Annotated in this window: 2 protein-coding genes (1 of these 2 cut by a window edge); both read left to right on the plus strand. The window is 76.2% G+C overall.

All coding sequences use genetic code 11. The features are described 5' to 3' along the window. The gene (locus tag ACTIF1_RS12705; protein ID WP_439596796.1) at nucleotides 1-11,103 is read left to right on the plus strand and encodes an amino acid adenylation domain-containing protein; all 11,103 of its coding nucleotides are present in this window, start codon (nucleotides 1-3) and stop codon (nucleotides 11,101-11,103) included. Next, a protein-coding gene (locus tag ACTIF1_RS12710) for an SDR family NAD(P)-dependent oxidoreductase (protein WP_439596797.1) crosses the window boundary here: on the plus strand, nucleotides 11,100-18,121 show its 5' portion. 1,711 nt of this gene lie beyond the right edge of the window; the window shows 7,022 of its 8,733 coding nt (coding positions 1-7,022); it begins with the start codon at nucleotides 11,100-11,102; its stop codon lies off the right edge, out of view. The genes ACTIF1_RS12705 and ACTIF1_RS12710 overlap by 4 nt, the downstream gene beginning before the upstream one ends.

Below are 18,121 nucleotides of genomic sequence, written 5' to 3' on the forward strand. Positions count from 1 at the left end.
ATGATGGATGGTGCCCTCGCCGGGTCTGGGGCGATGGGCGCCGCCGCCGTCATCGGCCTGGCCTGCCGCCTGCCCGGCGCCGCCAGCTACGCGGCCTTCGCCGAGCTGCTGATGCAGGGGCGCTGCGCCATCACCGAAGTGCCGCCGGCGCGCTGGGACTGGCGCCGCCACCAGGGCGACCGCGGTGCCGATGGCGCCGGCACCCTGCCGCCGGGCACCACCGCCTGCCGCTGGGGCGGCTTCCTCGACCGGCCGGTGGAGGCCTTCGACCACACCTATTTCGGCCTCTCGCCGAAGGAGGCGCGGCTGATGGACCCGCAGCAGCGTCTGCTGCTGGAGGAGGTGGTGCATGCCCTGGCCGATGCGGGCCTGGCGCCGGAGGCGCTACGCGCGCCGGGGCATCGCACGGCGGTGCATGTCGGCTTCATGGCGCAGGACCATCTGCAGGCGCTGACCGCGCCCGAACTGCCGCCGGATGGCCAGGCGAGCCTCGGCGGCACCGCGGCGCTGCTGGCCAACCGCATCTCGCACCTCTTCGGCCTGGGCGGCGAAAGCGTGGCGGTGGACGCCGCCTGCGCCTCCGGCCTCGTCGCGCTGCACCAGGCGCGGCGGGCGCTGGCGGCGGGGGAATGCGACACCGCCATTGTCGCGGGTGTCAGCCTGCTGCTCTCGCCCTGGCGGCATATCGCCTTCTCCCAGGCCAGGATGCTGAGCGCGCGCGGCCGCTGCGCCACCTTCGATGCGGCGGCCGATGGCTATGTGCCGGGGGAGGGCGTGGTGGTGCTGGTGCTGCGCCGCCCGGCGGAGGCGCGGCGGGATGGGCTGCGGGTGCATGGCCTGGTGCTGGGCAGCGCCACCGGGCATGTCGGCGCCACGCGCACCGTCACCGCGCCCTCGCTCGCCGCGCAGCGCGATGTGATTGCCCGCGCCGCGCGCGCGGCCGGCATCGGGCTCGACAGCGTCACCTATGTCGAGGCGCATGGCACCGGCACGCCGCTCGGCGATCCCATCGAGATGGCGGCCCTGTCCCAGGCCTTTTCCGAATCCGGCGCGGCTGTGGGGTCCTGCCTGGTGGGCTCGGCCAAGACGAATGTCGGGCATCTGGAGCCGGTGGCGGGGCTGGTGGGCCTGGCCAAGCTGCTCGTCATGCTGCGCGCCCGGCGCATCGCGCCGACGCTGCATCTGCACGAGTCGAACCCACTCATCGATTTTGTCGACGGGCCTTTCCGGCCGGCGATGGTGGCGCAGGATTGGGCGCCCGCGGCGCCGGGCCTGCCGCTGCGCGCCGGCGTCAGCGCCTTCGGCTTCGGCGGCGCCCTGGCCCATGCGATCCTGGAGGAGGCGCCGGAGCCGCTGCCGGAGGCCGCACCGGCGGTGCCGGAGGAGGGCTGGCCGCTGCTCTTCTCGGCCCATGGCGTGGCCGCCTTCGCGGCGCTGTGGCAGGGCTGGCGCGACCATGCCGCGGGGCCGCTGCCGCCGCTCGCCGATCTCGCCCGCACCCTGGCCTGCGGCCGCCCCGCGCTGCGCTTCCGGGCGGCGGTGCTGGCGCGGGATGCGGCGGGGCTGCGCCAGGCGCTGGCGGCGGAACCGGCGCCCGTGCCGGCCGGCACGCCGCGCGTGGCGCTGCGCCTGGGGCCGGGTGCGGCGGCGCAGCACAGGCTGGCGCAGGAGGTCTTGCGCGCGCTGCGTCCCGGCTGGATCGAGGCGCCGTCCGCGCTGCTGCCGCTGGCGCGCAGCCTGGCCGCCCCGCTGGGCCTGCCGCTGCGCGACCTGGAGACCGGCCGGATGGAGGGCGCGCCGCGGCTGACCGCGGCCGCGCTCGGCCTGCTGCGGGATGCGCTGGTGGAGGCGGATGCCGCGGAGGCCACGCTTCTGCTGTCCCGCGCCGCGACCCTGGCGCGCGGCAATGCAACCTTCGCCGGCTATCTCGCGGATTGGCAGCGCGCGCTGCCGCCGGAACACGGCCCGCTGCTGGCCGCCGCGCCGCGCCGGCTGGCGCTGCTCGCCTGCGTCACGGCGCTGGCGCGGCTGCACGAGAAATGGCAGTTGCCGCCGCGCCACCAGGGGATCGGGGAGGCCTGGTTCGCCGCCGCCGCGCTGGTGTCGGAGGGCCATCTGACGGAGGCCGCGGCGGTGGCCTGGCTGGCCGGCGAAACGCCGCCCCTCGACATTCCCTGCCCTGACCTGCCGCTGCTGCGCCGGCTGGCGGTGGAAGGCGCGCCGGGCGATGCGGCGGACTTCACCCTGCTGATCGGGGGGGCGGCGGAGGCGCCGGAGGACCAGCTGCTGCCGCTGGATGAAGGCTCGCGCCACGCGGTGCTGGCGCGGCTCTGGGTGGCGGGCGCTTCGGTGGATTGGGACGGGCTGCCGGGCCGCATCGCCGATGCGCCGCTGCCCGCCTATCCCTTCGCGCCGCATCGCCACGCCCTGCCGATGCCGCCGCGGCCGGGGGCGGAGCCTGATCCGGAAGCGGCGCTGACGGCGCAGCATGTCATCGGCGGCGCGGCCTTGCTGCCAGCGGCGGCCATGCTGCTGCGGCTGGCGGGGCGGCCGGCGCCCTGGCGGCTGGATCAGGTCGAATTCCAGCGGCCGGTGCCCGCCGGGCGGGCCGATGAGTTGCGGCTGCAGGGTGCGGGCGAGCGCGCCTTGCGCCTGCCGGATGGTGCGGCCGTCGCCCTGGCCATCGCGGCCTCGGACCAGCCGCCCGCTGACGCAGGCTTGCCGGCCGAGGACGGCACGGCGCTGGCCGATCCCTATGGGCGGCTTGTGCAGCGCGGCCATGCCTATGGCCCGGGCCTGCAGGTGCTGGGCGCGGTGCAGGTGGGGCCGCAGGGCCTTCGCGCCCGTCTCGCCCCGGCGCCGCCGGTCGCGGTGCTGGACGGCGCCCTCCAGGCCTGCCTGCTGGCCGCCCTGCAGGCGGGGCTGGTGGAGGATGCCGGCCCGCCGCTGCTGCCGGCGGCCATCGCCTCCGCCTGGTTCGGCGGCGCGGCGGCGGTGGAGGCGCTGGTGCCGCGCGCCGGCCTGCAACCCCGGCCGCGCGGCTTTGCCGCCGATGTGGTGCTGCGCGATGCGGCCGGCGCGATCTGCGCGGTGCTGCACGGCGTGAGGTTCGCCAGCGCGGCGCCAGCCGAGGCGCTGCCGCTGCGCCTGCTCGCCTGGCAGGGCGCGCCGCTCGCCTCCGCGCTGCCGCAGGGCGCGCTGGTGCTGGGCGGTGGGGAGGCCGGCGCGAGACTGGCGGCGCTGCTGCCCGGCGCGCTGCGGCAGCAGGCGCGGCTGGCGGCGCTGCCGCCGGATGCGCAGGATGTCTTCGTGCTCTGGCCGCTGGAGGCGGCCTGGGACGCCGATGCGGCCGCCGGACTGCTGGCGCCGCTGCGCCGCCTGCTGGCGGAGGCCGTCTCGGCCGGGGTGCCGCGGCATATCCGGCTGGTGACGCAGGCGCGGCATGCGGTGCTGCCGGGCGATCGCGTGCAGGCGCCGCTCACCGCCATGGTCGCCGCGCTGGGCAAATGCGCGGCGCGGGAGGGGGGGCCTGCGCTGCGCGTCACCACCCTCGACCTGGCGGCGGCGCCCCAGGCGGCGGATTGGCTGGCTTTGGCGCGGGCCGAGGACAGCGTGCTGGAGGAGGTGGCGATCCGCCATGGCGGCGCCTTCGTGCCGCGCCTGCGGCCGGCCCCGCCCCTGGCCCCGGCGCTGGCTGCGCCAGGGGGCGTGCAGGTCATCGCGGGCGGCGCCGGCGGGCTCGGGCGGCTCGTGGCGCGGCGGCTGGCGCGGCCGGGCGGGCGCCTCGCGCTGCTCGGCCGCCGCGAAGCACCGCCGGGACTGGCGGCGCTGCTGGACGCCTTGCGCGCCGCCGGGGCCGAAGCCTGCTACCTGCCCGTGGATATCGCCGATGCGACGGCGCTGGATGCGGCGCTGGCCGGGCTGCGGGCGCGCTGGGGCCGCATCGCCCTGGTGGTGCAGGCGGCCATGGTGCTGGCCGACCAGCGGCTGGCCGCCATGCCGGAGGCCGATTTCGCCGCCGCCCTGGCGCCAAAGCTCGCTGGCACGCGGAACCTGCTGGCGGCGACGGAGCAGGAGGCCGCGCATGTGGTGCTCTTCGGCTCGGCGCTGGTGCTGCGCGGCAATGCGGGCCAGGCGAATTACCTCGCCGGCTGCGCGGCGCAGGATGGGCTTGCGGAAGCGGCGGGCGGGCGCGTGCAGGTGCTGGACTGGGGCCTCTGGGGCGATGCGGGGCGCGTCGCCGCCCGCGCCGCCGGCATCGCCGCCGCCACCGGGCTGCGCGCCATCGCGGCCGAGGCCGGGCTCGCCGCGCTGGAGGCGGCGATGGCACGGCCGGAGGCACGGCTGGTCGCTGCGCATTTCGACTCCGGCTGGGATGCGGCGCTGGCGGGGCCGCCGGACGGCTGGCCCGCGCTGGCCGGCGCGCTGCCCGCCGTTCCGCCCGGCGAGGCGGAGTTCTGGGCAGATCGGCACGCGGCCGCGCAGCTCGCCGCCGGGCTGGAGGCGGCGGGGCTGCTGCCGCGGGGGGAGGGCGCGGCCGATTGGCAGGCGCGGCTCGCCCTGCCGCTGCCACGCCTCGCCATCCCTGCCGCCGCCCTGCCGGGCCTGCTGCTGCGCCAGGGCGCGCTGCGGCAGGATGCGGCCGGGCGGCTCTGGCCGGCGCGGGTGGACCTGCCGCCGATGCCGGAGGCAGCGCGCGGCTGGGCGGAGGCCGCGGCCCCCTGCCTCGCCGCCTGGCCCGCGCTGCTGCGCGGCGCGGCGGAGGGAGCGGCGCTGCTGGTGCCGGAGGGCGACCCCGCCCGGCTGAACGCGCTGCGCCACGACCTGCCGGCCGATCGCGCCTGGCTGGCGGCGCTGGCCGGGCTGGTGGCGCAGGCGCGGCCGGTGCGGCTGCTGCATCTGGGCTGCGGCGACGGGCTGGTGACGCAGGCCCTGCTTCCCGCCCTGCCGCCAGGCGCGGCGCTGGTCGCGGTGGATCGCAGCGCCGCGGCGCGGGCCGCCTGCGCGGCAAGGCTCGCCGGCAGCGGCGTGCGGCTGCTGCCGGATGCCGCGGGCGAAGCGCCCTTCGACCTGGTGCTGAGCCTGTCCCCCACCCCGCCGGCCGAGGCGGCCTGCCTGATCGCGCCCGGCGGGCTGCTGCTGCTGGCGCTGCGCGGCCTGCGGGCGGACCGGGAGATCGCGACGCTCGGCCTGCATGAGGCGGCCTGGGCGCCGCCGCCGGAGGCCGCCGCCTGGCAGTCGGCACTGCTGGCCGCCGGCTTCGACCGCATCGCCCTGACCGAGACGCCGCAAGGGTTTTGGCTCATGGCGCGCCGCGGCGATGCGCCGCCGCAAACCCGGGAGGATCCAATGGCCGCCAGCCCCGACCTGCTGGCCACCGTGACGCAGGCCGTCGCGGCGGTGATCGAGGTGCCGGTGGCGGAGGTGGAGCCCGGCGCGCGCTTTCTCGAACTCGGGGTCGATTCCATCGTCGCGGCCTCGGTGGCCGACCGGCTGCGCCAGTCGCTCGGCCTGCGCCTGCCGGTGCATGCCTTCGGCGACCATCCGACGCCGCAGGCGCTGGCCGACTACATCACCCGTCTGACGCCCACCGCCGCACCCGCGGCCGTGCCGGCGCCGCAGGCGGAGGGCAAGCTGGCGCAGCTGATCGATGTGCTGGCGGAGGTGATCGGCGTGCCGGCGGCGGAGATCGCGCCCGAGGCGCCCTTCGCGGCGCTCGGCATTGATTCCGTGGTCGCGCTGCGGGTGGCGGAGCTTTGGGCGCCGCGCCTCGGCCGCCGGCTGCCGCTACATCTCTTCGGCGATTTTCCGACCCCCGCCGCGCTGGTGCGGAAGCTGTCCGAGGCACCGGCCGTGCAGCCCGCCCCGCCGGCACTGCCTGAGCCACTGCCGCGCCCCGCCTTGCCCTCGCACCAGGATGGCGGCGGCGAGGCCCTGGCCATCACCGGCCTCTCGGCGCGCTTTCCCGGCGCGGACAATCTCGCGGCGCTCTGGGACCTGCTGCAATCGGGCGGCTCCGCGCTGGGCGAGGTGCCGCCGGGCCGTTGGAGCGCGGCGGAGGTTCGCGCGCTGGCCCCCGGACTGGACCCCGCCCGGCTGGGCCGCGGCGGCTTCCTGGAGGGTGCGGAGGCCTTCGATGCGGGCTTCTTCGGCCTGTCGCCGCGCGAGGCCATGGCGATGGACCCGCAGCAGCGCCTTCTGTTGCAGGAAGCGCACAACGCGCTGGCTGAATCCGGGCTGCTGACCGCCCCGCCGGCACTGCGCCAGCGCGCCGGCGTCTGGGTGGGCGCCAGCCCGGGCGACTGGGCGCTGAAGCTGGCGCTCGCCGGCGAGGGGCCGGACCGCGTCTCCCTGGTCGGGCAGCTCGGCGGCAGCCTGGCCGCAAGGCTCGCGCATCACTTCGGGCTGCAAGGGCCGGCGGTGACGCTGGACGCGGCCTGCGCCTCCGCCGTTGCGGCGCTGGCTGCTGCCGGCGCGGCGCTGCGGGCGGGGCAGGTGGATGCGGCGGTGGTCGGCGCGGTGGCGGTGATGGCGACGCCGCAGATGCCGGCGCTGGCCGAGGCCGCCGGCCTGCTGTCTCCCACCGGCCGCTGCGCCGCCCTCTCGGCCGAGGCCGATGGCATGGTTCTGGGCGAGGGCGTGGGCGTGCTGGTGTTGCGGCGGCTGGAGGAGGCGCTGGCGGAAGGCGCTGCGATCCACGCCGTGCTGCGCGCCGCCCGCATGGGGCATGACGGCGGCGGCGGCCTCGGCATCGCCACGCCGAGCGCGGAGGGCCAGGCCAGGCTGGCGCGGAGCGTGCTGGCGGCGGCGCAGCTTCCGCCCGAGGGGATCGGCTGGTTGGAGGCGCATGGCGTCGGCACCGCGGCGGGCGACGCCACCGAAGTGACGGGCGCCGGCGCGGCCCTGGGCGGGCGGGCGGTGCCGCTGGGCTCCGCCAAGCCGGCGCTGGGGCATGGGCTGGCGGCGGCGGGGCTGGCCGGCCTCTGCAAGGTGGTCCTGCAACTGCGCCATGGCGTGCTGGCGCCCACCGCGGGCCTCGGCCCCCCGGCGCCGGAGCTGGCGGCGGCGGGCTTCGTGGCCGCCGGCAGCGCCGCGCCCTGGGAGGGGCCGCGGCGGGCACTGGTCAGCGTCTTCGCGCTGAACGGCGCCAATGGGATGCTGGTGCTGGAGGAAGCGCCGGCCCTGCCGGTGCAGCCGGTGGCGGCGGGGCCGCAGATGCTGGTGCTGACGGCGCAGACCGAGGCCGCCTTGCAGGCGCGCCTCGCGGCGCTGGGCGACTGGCTGCGGCGGCATCCCGAAACCCGCATGGCGGACCTGGCGCGCACGCTGGCGGAGGGGGCGGCGCCGCTGCCGTGGCGGGCCGCGCTGGTGGCGGAGGATGTGGCGCAGGCGCTGGCCCGCCTGCCCAGCGCGCCTCGCGGCCGGGTGCCGCGGCGGGAGGCCGCGCCGGCGGCGCTGCTGGCCCAGGCGGCCCAGGGCCTGCTGGCGGCCGCGCGGCCGGGCGAGGCGGCGCCGCTGCAGGCGGTGGCGGAGCTTTTCGTGGCCGGCGTGGCGGTGACCCCGCCCCGGGACCCGGCGGCGCGGCGCCTGACCCTGCTGCCCGGCTATCCTTTTGCGCGCGACAGCTACTGGCCGGGCGCGGCGGTGGCGCGACCCGTGCCGGAGTCCGCGCCCGACCCGCTGCGGGCGCTGCTCGGCGCCGTGCTGCGCCTGCCGCCCGAGCGCATCGCGGAGGAGGTCGCGCCGCTGGCGCTGGGGCTGGACAGCCTGCTGGCGCTGGACCTGCGGCAGCGCATCGCGGCGGAACTGGGCCGGGAGGTGCCGGTGCCGGCCCTGCTGGCGGCGCCGGACCTGGCGGCGCTGCGGGCGGTGGTGGCGGCGGCGCCCGCCCCGGCCGTGCCGGCCAGGATCGTGCCGGATGCGGCGGGGCGGCACGAAGCCTTCCCGCTGACCGACCTGCAGATGGCCTATCTGGCCGGGCGCGGTGCCGCCCTGCCGCTGGGCGGGCCCTGCCACGGCTACTGGGAATTTCTGGTGCAGGCGGAGCCGGCGGCGCTGGAGGCGGCATTGAACCGCGTGATCGCGGCGCATGACATGCTGCGCGCGGTGATCGACCCGGATGGCCGCCAGCGCGTGCTGCCGCAGGTGCCGCCCTGTCGCATCGCCGTGCAGGACTGGCGCGGCCTGCCGGATGCGGCGCAGCGGCTGGCCGCCCTGCAGGCCGATTTCGGCGCCATGCGCTTCGATCCGGCGCGCTGGCCGCTGTTCCGCGCCGAAATCACCCGCACGGCGGAAGGCATGCGGCTGCATCTGGCGGTGGATCTGCTGATCCTCGACCTGCCGAGCCTTCTTGCCTTCCTCGGCCAATGGGCGGCGCTGGTGCGCGATCCGGCCGCGCGGGTGGCGGCGCCGCCGATCGGCTTCCGGGACTGCGTGCTGGCGGCCGCGCCGGTGCCGGAAGCGGCGCGCGACTATTGGGCGGCGGAGGCGCCGCGCCTGCCGCCGGCCCCCGAACTGCCCGGCGCCAAGGCGCCGGAGCCCGGCGCCGTCTGGCCGGCGCGGCGGCTGCGCATGCGGCTGGCGCCCGCGGCCTGGGCGGCGCTGCGGGGCCATGCGGCGGCGGCCGGCGTCACCCCCGCCGCCGCGCTGCTCACGACCTTCGCGGAGGTATTGGCGCATTGGGCCGTCTCGCCGCGCTTCACGCTGAACCTGACGGTGATGGACCGCCGCGCGGCACATCCGGAGATCGGCGCGGTGCTGGGCTGCTTCACCTCCACCCTGCTGCTCGGCCTCGACCTCTCCGCGCCCATGGCATTTGGCGCGCGTGCCGTGGCGGTGCGGGACCGGCTCGGCCTGGCGATGGCGCATGCGGCGCCGGGCGGCGTGCGGGTGCTGCGGGAGCTGGCGCAGGCGCGCGGCGGGCGGCCGCTGATGCCGGTGGTCTTCACCTCCGGCCTCGGCCATGGCGCGGGGCTCGCGGCGCTGGGCCCGCTGGTCGGCGGGCTGACCCGCACGCCGCAGACCTGGCTGGACGCGCATGTGCATGAGGATGCGGAAGGCGGGCTGCTGGCCTGCTGGGATGCGATCGAGGCGCTGTTCCCCGACGGCCTGATCGCCGCGATGTTCGCCGAGTTTGCCGCGCTGCTCGAACGGCTGGCGACGCCGCAGGCCTGGGACGCGGATGCGCGCGGGGCCATCGCGGCGGCGGAGCGCGCGCGGCGGGAGGCGCGCAATGCCACTGCCGCGCCGGTGCCCGAGGGCCTGCTGCACGAGCCCTTCCTGCGCCAGGCGCTGGCGGCACCGGACCGGCTGGCGGTGCTGGCGCCCGATCGCAGCCTGACCCATGGCGTGCTGCTGGCGGAGGCGCTGGCCGTGGCCGCCGCCCTGCCGCAGGCGCTGCCGAACGAGTTGGTGGCCGTGGTTCTGCCGAAGGGCGCGGCGCAGATCGCGGCGGTGATCGGCGTGCTGCTGGCCGGCGGCGCCTATCTGCCGCTGGACCCGGCCCTGCCGCCGGCGCGGTTGCGCGCGCTGATCGCGCGCGGCGAATGCCGGGCGATCCTCACCGATGCGGCGACCGATGCGGCGCTGGCCGCGGCCTGGCCAGAGGATGTGGCGCGGGTCGCGCTGGATCGGTTGGCGCCGGCACCCTTGCCCGCCGCGCTGCCCGCGCCGCGCGCGGCGGCGACCGACCTCGCCTATGTCATCTTCACCTCCGGCTCCACCGGGGAGCCGAAGGGCGTGATGATCGACCATCGCGGCGCGCTGAACACCGTGGCGGATGTGAACGACCGCTTCGGCATCGGGCCCGCGGACCGCACGCTGGCGCTCTCCGCGCTGAATTTCGACCTGTCGGTCTGGGACATCTTCGGGGTGCTCGGCGCGGGGGGCGCGGTGGTGGTGCCGGCGGCGGCGTCGCTGGCGGATCCCGCGCATCTTGCGGGGCTGGTGGCGCGGCATGGCGTCACGGTCTGGAACTCCGTGCCGATGTTCCTGCAACTGCTGCTGGAGGGGGCGCCCGCCGCGCAGGACCTCGCCTCGCTGCGGCTGGTGATGCTGAGCGGGGACTGGATTCCGCTGGCGCTGCCGCCGCGCTTCGCCGCGTTGAACCCGCACGCGCGGATGATCAGCCTGGGTGGCGCGACCGAGGCCTCGATCTGGTCGATCCTGCACCCCATCGCGGCCCAGCCGGCGCCAGGCTGGCCCTCGGTGCCCTATGGGGCCGCGATGCGCAACCAGCGGATGATGGTGCTGGACGAGGCCATGGCCGAATGCGCGGACTTCGTGCCGGGGGAGATCCATATCGGCGGCATCGGCCTGGCGCAGGGCTATTGGCGCGATGCGGCGCGCAGCGCGGAGCGGTTCGTGACGCATCCCGTGACCGGAGAACGCCTTTACCGCACCGGCGACATGGGCCGCTGGCGCGAGGATGGGCTGATCGAATTCCTGGGGCGGCGCGACGGGCAGGTGAAGCTCGGCGGGCATCGCGTGGAACTGGGCGAGGTGGAGGCGGCGCTGGCCGCCCTGCCGGGCGTGGCGCAGGCCGTGGCGGTGGCGCCGGCGGATGCATCCGGGCGGCGGCGGCTGGTGGCTTTCTGCACCGGGACGGCGGAGGTCTCGGCGCTGCGCAGCGGCATCGCGCAGCGGCTGCCCGCCTATATGCTGCCGGCGGAAATCCGCCTGCTGCCGACGCTGCCGCGCAATGCGAATGACAAGGTCGATCGCCGCGCCCTGGAGGCGCTGTGTGGCGCGGAGACGCCGGCGGCCGTGCCGGCAGCAGCCGAAGCAACGCCCATCGCCCGGCTGCTCGGCATCTGGCGCCAGGTGCTGGCCAACCCCGCGCTGGCCGCTGAGGCGAATCTGTTTGAGGCGGGCGCCACCTCCTTCACCGCGGTGGAGGCGGCGGCGCGGATTTCGCGTGAGGTCGCGCCCTGCTCGGTGACCGATCTTTTCGAGTTTCCCTCCGTCACGGCCTTGGCCGCGCATCTATCAAGGCCGGCGCTGGACGCGCCTCTCGCGGGCGGCGTGTCGGCGGAATCGGATCCCGCGGCGCAGCGGGCGGCCCGCCGCCGCGCGGCGCGTGACATGGCGAGGGAGCCCGCATGAGCACGGACCACATCGCCATCATCGGCATGGCCGGCCGCTTCCCCGGCGCGCCCGATCTCGATGCCTTCTGGCGCAACCTGATGCAGGGGCGCGAATCCATCCGCCGCTTCACGCCCGCGGAACTGCGCGCGGCCGGCTTCGCGGAGGCCGCCATCGCGGATCCGCGGCTGGTGCCGGCTTTCGGCGCGCTGGCCGACGTGGATCGCTTCGATGCCGGCTTCTTCGGCTTCCCCGCCAGCCGCGCCGCGCTGCTGGATCCGCAGCAGCGGCTGCTGCTCGAATGCGCCTGGCATGCGTTGGAGGATGCGGGCTATGGCCCCGGCGCGCAGGATGCGGTGATCGGCACCTATCTCTCGATGACCGCCAGCACCTACGACACGGGCGCGGCGGCAGATCTGGGCGACGGCTTCTTCGCGCTGACCAGCCGCGACAAGGACTATGCCGCCACGCGCATCGCCTGGCGGCTGGACCTGACCGGGCCGGCGCTGATGGTGCAGACCGCCTGCTCCGGCTCCCTCGCCGCGGTGCATCTGGCGGCGGAGGCGCTGCTCTCCGGCCAATGCGACATGGCGATCGCGGGCGGCTGCTCGGTGACGCTGCCGCAGGGCGGCTATCGGCAGGCGGAGGGGCTGATGCTCTCCGCCACCGGCCAGCTGCGCGCCTTCGATGCGGCGGCGGATGGCGCGGTGCCGGGCAATGGCCTCGGCATCGTCGTGCTGAAGCCGCTGTCGCAGGCGATGGCCGATGGCGACCGCGTTCTGGCGGTGATCCGCGGCAGCGCGATGAACAATGACGGCGCGCGCAAGGCGGATTTCCTCGCGCCCTCCGTCACCGGCCAGCGCCGCGCGATCGCGGAGGCGCTGGCCATGGCGGACGTGCCGGCGGCGAGCCTCGGCATGGTGGAATGCCACGGCACCGGCACCGCGCTGGGCGACCCGGTGGAGTTGCGCGCGCTGGCGCAGGCCCATGGCCAGGCGGAGGGCGAGGCGCGCTGCCTGATCGGATCGGTGAAGGGCAATATCGGGCATCTCAACGCCGCGGGCGGCATCGCCGGGCTGATCAAGGCGGTGCTGGCGCTGCACCACGGCCAGGTGCCGCCGAGCTTGCATTTTCAACGCATCAATCCCGAGATCCCCTTGCAGCAAACGCCTTTCGCCGTGGCGGCGGAGGCGCGCGGCTGGCCCACGAAGCCGGGTCCGCGCCGGGCGGGCGTCAGCTCCTTCGGCTTTGGCGGCACCAATGTGCATGTGGTGCTGGAACAGGCGCCGGACCTGCCCGCGCGGCCGGAGCACGCGGGCCCGGTGGTGCTGGCGCTGAGTGCCAAGGACCCGAAGGCGCTGGATCGCGTGGCGCTGGCCCTGGCCGCGGCGCTGGAGGGCGAGGCGGCGCCGGCGCTGGCCGATGTGGCCTGGACCCTGGCCGCCGGCCGCCAGCATTTCGGCTGTCGTCGGGCCGTCTGCGTGCAGGATCGCGCCCAGGCCGTGGCGGCGCTACGCGGCGGGCTGCAGGCCCCCTTGCCGGAGGCGGCGGCCCGCTGGTGCGCGGGGGAAGCCGTGGCGCCGGCCGCGCTCTGCGGCCTGGCCAAAGGGCGCCGCGTGCCGCTGCCGGGCTATCCCTTCGCCGCGGAACGGCATTGGCACCGCGCGCCGCAGCCCGCGCCCGTCGTGGCGGCCGGCGGCTCGCTGCTGGAACGGCTGCGCCGTCTTTTCGCCGAAACGCTGCAGGAGCCGCCCGAGAAGCTGGACCCGGACGCCACCTGGGACCGTTTCGGCATCGATTCCCTGCTGGTCGGCACGCTGACGGCGGAGCTGAAGAAAACCTACCCGACGCTGCGCTCCACCGTGCTCTTCGAGCATGACACGCTGAACCGCCTAGCCGCGCATCTGGCCGATCTGGAGCCGGTGGTCGCGGCGCCCGCCATCGCCCCCCAGCGCGAACCCATCGCCGTGATCGGCCTGGCGGTGCGGCTGCCCGGCGCGCCGGATCTCGACGCCTTCTGGCAGCTGCTGCGCGAGGGCCGGTCCGGCATCACCCCCGTGCCGGCGGAGCGCTGGCAGGGGGCGGGCCATGGCGGCTTCATCGCGGATATCGAGGCCTTCGATCCGCTGCTGTTCGGCATCAGCCCGCGCGAGGCGCGGCTGATCGACCCGCAGGCGCGGCTGGCGCTGCAATCCGCCTGGCACGCCATCGAGGATGCCGGCTATAGCCGCGCCGGTCTGCGCGCCAGCGCGCAGGGGCGCGATGTCGGCGTCTTCATGGGCGTGATGAACATGCCCTGGCGGCTGCTCGGCCTGGCGGCGGCGGAGGCCGGGCATGTGGTGCAGGGCAACCACTGGTCCGTCGCCAACCGCATCTCGCACCACTTCGATTTCGGCGGGCCGAGCCTGGCCGTGGATACCGGCTGCTCCGCCAGCCTGACGGCGCTGCACCTGGCCTGCGAAAGCCTGCGCCGCGGCGAATGCGGCGTGGCGCTGGCGGGCGGGGTGAACCTCATCCTGCACCCCGTGCAGCAGGCGGAGCTGCGGCGCACCGGCGTGCTGGCGCAGGGCGCAGAATGCCACGTCTTCGGCGCCGCGGCGGATGGTTTCGTGCAGGGCGAGGGCGTGGGTGTCGCGGTGCTGAAGCCGCTGTCGCGCGCCCTGGCCGATGGCGATGCGATCCATGGCGTGATCCTGGGTTCCGCCGTCAATGCCGGCGGCCGCACCGCTGGCTATACGGTGCCCAGCCCGCGCGCCCAGGCCGCGGTGGTGCAGGCGGCGATCACGGCGGCGGGCGTGGCGGCGGACAGCCTCGGCTATGTCGAATGCCATGGCACGGCGACGGTGCTGGGGGATCCGGTGGAGATCGCAGGCCTCGGCGACGGCCTGCGCGCGGCGGGCCGCAGTGCCGAGGCCGGTGCGCTGCCGATCGGATCGGCCAAGGCGAATATCGGCCATCTGGAATCCGCCGCCGGCATCGCGGGCCTCGCAAAGCTGTTGCTGCAGCTTCGACATGCGGAGATTGCCCCGGCGATCCATGCGCAGCCGCCCAACCCGCGCATCGACTTCGGCCTCGGCCCCTTTGTGGTGCCGCGCGAGGTGCTGCCCTGGCCGGGGGCGACACGGCGGGGCGGCGTCAGCTCCTTCGGCGCGGGCGGCGCCAATGCGCATCTGGTGGCGGAATCCGCGCCGCCTCTCGCCCAGAGGGACATCGCGGAAACGCCGTGCCTGGTGAGGCTTTCGGCGCGCACGCCGGAAGCGCTGCGCGCCTATGCGGAAAGGCTGGCGGCGCACCTGGCCGAAAGCCGCGATGCGCTGGCGGATATTGCCTGGACGCTGGCGGAGCGGGAGGCACAGGAGCATGTGCTGACGCTTTGCGTGCCGGATGTGCCGGCGCTGTGCGCGGCGCTGCGGCGCTGGCTGGCGGATGGCACCCTGCCGCCGATGCAGGCGGTGTCGCCACCGGTCGCGGCGCGGCGCGTCCATCTGCCCGGAACCGTCTTCGCGCAGGAAAGGCTGTGGCTGCCGGAGCTGGCGCGCGAGGCGCCGCGCGGCCTGTTGGGCGCCGCGATCCCCTGCCTGGGCGCGGAGGCGCGCTGGCATGTGGCGCTGCCCGCCGCGCATCCGGTGCTGGTGCAGCATCGCGTGGGGGATCGCGCGCTGCTGCCGGGTGTCGCGGTGCTCGAACTGGTGCAGGCGGCGCTGGCCGCGCTGGGTCGTGCCACGCTGCCGTTGCAGTTGCGCGACCTCACCTGGCTGGCGCCGGGGGAAGCGCGCGAGGCGGGGCTGGCGGCGCAGCTGGTGCTGGCGCCGGGGGCGGCGGAGGCGCTGGATGTCCGGCTGGAGCAGGACGGGCGCGTACTGCTGCGCGGCCAGGTGGTGCCCTTCGCGGAGGTGCCGGATGCGCCGCTGGCGGATGCGGCCGCGTGCCATGAGACGCTGGACGGCGCCGCGGTCTATGCGCGGCTGGATGCGCTCGGCCTGAATTACGGCCCGGGATTCCGCGCCATCACGCGCCTGGCGATGGGGGAGGCCGAGGCGGTCTCCGAGCTCGCATGGCCGGAGGAGCCGGCGCTGGCCGCCTGCAGGCTGCATCCGGGACTGCTCGATGCCGTGCTGCAGACCGCGGCCATGCTGGTCTTCCGCCGCCCTGGTGCGGTGCGGCTGCTGCCGATGGCGGTGGAGTCCGTGCAGGTGCTCGGGCCGCTGCCGCGCCAGGGCCGCGTCGAGGCCCGGCTGCTGACGGCGCCCGACCGGCTGGAGGTGGCGGCCTTCGATGCGGTGCTGCGCGATGAGGCGGGCCGCGCGGTCGTCGCCTTCCGCGGCCTCGCCGGGCGCATCGACCGCGCCCTGGCGGAGCCGGCGCTGGGCGACTGGTTCCTGACGCCCGGCTGGGTCGCCGCGCCGGTGGCGCCGGCGCCGGCGCTGGCGCCGCCGCTCCGGCTTGCGGCGCCCGGCGCGGCGCTGGAGGAGGCGGAGGTGCTGCCGCCGGAGGACTGGGCGGCGCGCGTCGCGCAGGCGGCACCCGAGAACCTCGTGCTGGCCTGTGCCGAGGCCGAGGCGCTGCCGCTGGCCGTCTTCCGCACGCTGCGGGCGCTGCGCCAGGCGCGCGGCCCTGCGCCGACGCGGCTGCTGCTGCTGGCGCCGGAGCAGGCGGGCCGCGCCACGCCGGCCTGCGCGGCGGCCATGGCGCTGCTGCGCGTGGCGCATCGCGAATGGCCGGAATGGCGGCTCGCCTGGGCCTGGCTGGACGATTGGCGGCAGGCCGCGGCGGCGCTGGCGGAGCCGGGCGATGCCCTGGCGCGCGAGGTGGCCTGGCGCGGCGGCACGCGCTTCCTGCGCGCGCTGCATCCGCTGGCGGTGGCGCAGGCCGCGCCCGTCTGGCGGCAGGGCGGCCATGCGCTGATCCTCGGCGGGGCCGGCGGGATCGGGCTGGCGCTGGCCGAAAGGCTCGCGCAGCGCCAGGGCATGCGGCTGACGCTGATCGGGCGGCGCGCGGAGCCTGTGGCCGCGCTGGCGCCGCTGCGCGCGGCGGGGGCCGAAATCCTGTATCTGCAAGCGGATGCCACGGCGCCGGGCGACCTGGCGCGCGCCGTCGCCGCGGCGCGGGCGCGCTTCGGCCCCGTGCATGCCGCCATCCACTCCGCCATCCTGATGCAGGATGCGAGCCTGGAGCGGATGAGCGAGGCCAGTTTCGCGGCAGCGCTGGCCGTGAAGGCGGCCGGCACAAGGGCTCTGGCGGAGGCGGTGGCGACGGAGCCGCTGGATGTGCTGGCGCTGTTTTCCTCGGTCAATAGTTTCGCCGCCAATGCGGGCCAGGCGAATTACGTCGCCGGCTGCGCCTACAAGGATGCGCTGGGTCTGGAACTCGCGGCGCGCGGCCTGCCGGTACGGGTCGTGAACTGGGGTTTCTGGGGGGAGGTCGGTCGCGTCGCCGATGACGCGCACCGCGAAAGGCTGGCGCGGCGCGGCGTGCAGCCGATTGGCACGGCGGAGGGGCTGGCGGCGCTGGATGCCATCCTGGCGCTGCCGGATGCGCCGCAGGTGGCAGTGCTGAAGGGCGAGGCGAAGCTGCGGGCGGCGCTGGGCGTGGTGGAGGCCGCGCCGACGCTGGATGCCGCGATGCGAGCGCATGTGGCGGCGGAGGCGCCGGCCATGCAGGGCGCCTGGGACGAATACGCTGCGATCGAGGCCCTTTCCCGCCGCCGCCTGCTGGCCTGGTGGAAGGCTGCGGCGCTGCTGCTGCCGGGGGCGCGCGCGACGGAGGCGCAGCTGGCCGCGCAGCTCGGCGTGGTGCCGCGCCACGCAAGACTGTTCGCGGCGCTGCTGGAAATTCTGGAACGTGAAGGCGCGCTGCGGCGCGAGGGCGATGCACTGATCGGCCAGCCGCGCGAGCCCGGCGATCTGGCGACCGAGATCCGGAATTTCGTCGCGGCGCATCCGCCTTTCGCCGCGCATGCCGCACTGCTGGAGACCTGCCTCGGCGCGCTGACGCAGGTTCTGCGCGGGGAAAGGCTGGCGACCGAGGTGATGTTTCCCGGCAGCTCGCTGGATCTTGTGCAGGGCATCTATCGCGGCAATCGGCTGGGAGATTTCTGCAACCGGCTGGTGGCGGCAGCAGTGGCCGGGGCGGTGCGGAAGCCAGGACCTGTGCGCGTGCTGGAGGTGGGCGCCGGCACCGGCGGCACCAGCCGCAGCGTGCTCGCGCAGCTCGATGCGCGGGGCGATGTGGATTACGTCTATACCGACATCTCGCTCGCCTTCGCGCAATTCGGCCGCCGCGAATTCGGCGCGACCCGGCCCTGGCTCTCGGGACGCATGCTGGACGTGACGCGTGACCCGGCGACGCAGGGGCAGCAGGCCGAAAGCTGCGACGTGGTGCTGGGCGCCAATGTGGTGCATGCGACGCCGGATCTGGTGCGCTCGCTGTCCCACATCCGCTGGCTGCTGAAGCCGGGCGGCGTGCTGGTGCTGTATGAGATGACGGCGATCCACGACTTCGGCACGCTGACCTTCGGCCTGCTGGATGGCTGGTGGATGGCCGAGGATGCGCGGCTGCCGCATGCGCCGCTGCTGGATGTCGCGGGCTGGCGCGCGCGCCTCGCCGCGGCCGGCTTCGGCGAGGTCTCGGTGTTCAGCGAGCCGGGGCTGACGGCGGAATCGCAGTTCCGCCATGCGGTGATCGTCGCGCGCAACGTGGCGGCAGCCGTGCCCGCGGCGGCGCCGCGCGGCATGCGCGAAAGGCTGCGCCGGCGCGCGGAGCCGGAGGGCACGGCGCCCGCCGATCTCGTCGCGCTGATCCGCGCGACGGTGGCGGAGGTGCTGGAGATGCGGCTGGAGGACGTCCGGCCCGATCGCAGCTTTGCCGATTACGGCGCGGATTCCATCCTCGGTGTCGCCCTGGTGGCGGCGCTGGCCGAAAAGCTCGGCGTGGCGCTGAACCCGACCGTGCTGTTCAACCACGAGACGGTGGAGAAGCTGGCGCGGCATCTGGCGGCGCGGCACGGCGAAGCCTTGCGGTTGCCGCAGGCGGCGCCGCG

Source organism: Falsiroseomonas sp., assembly GCF_051860665.1.
GTDB lineage: Bacteria > Pseudomonadota > Alphaproteobacteria > Acetobacterales > Acetobacteraceae > Falsiroseomonas.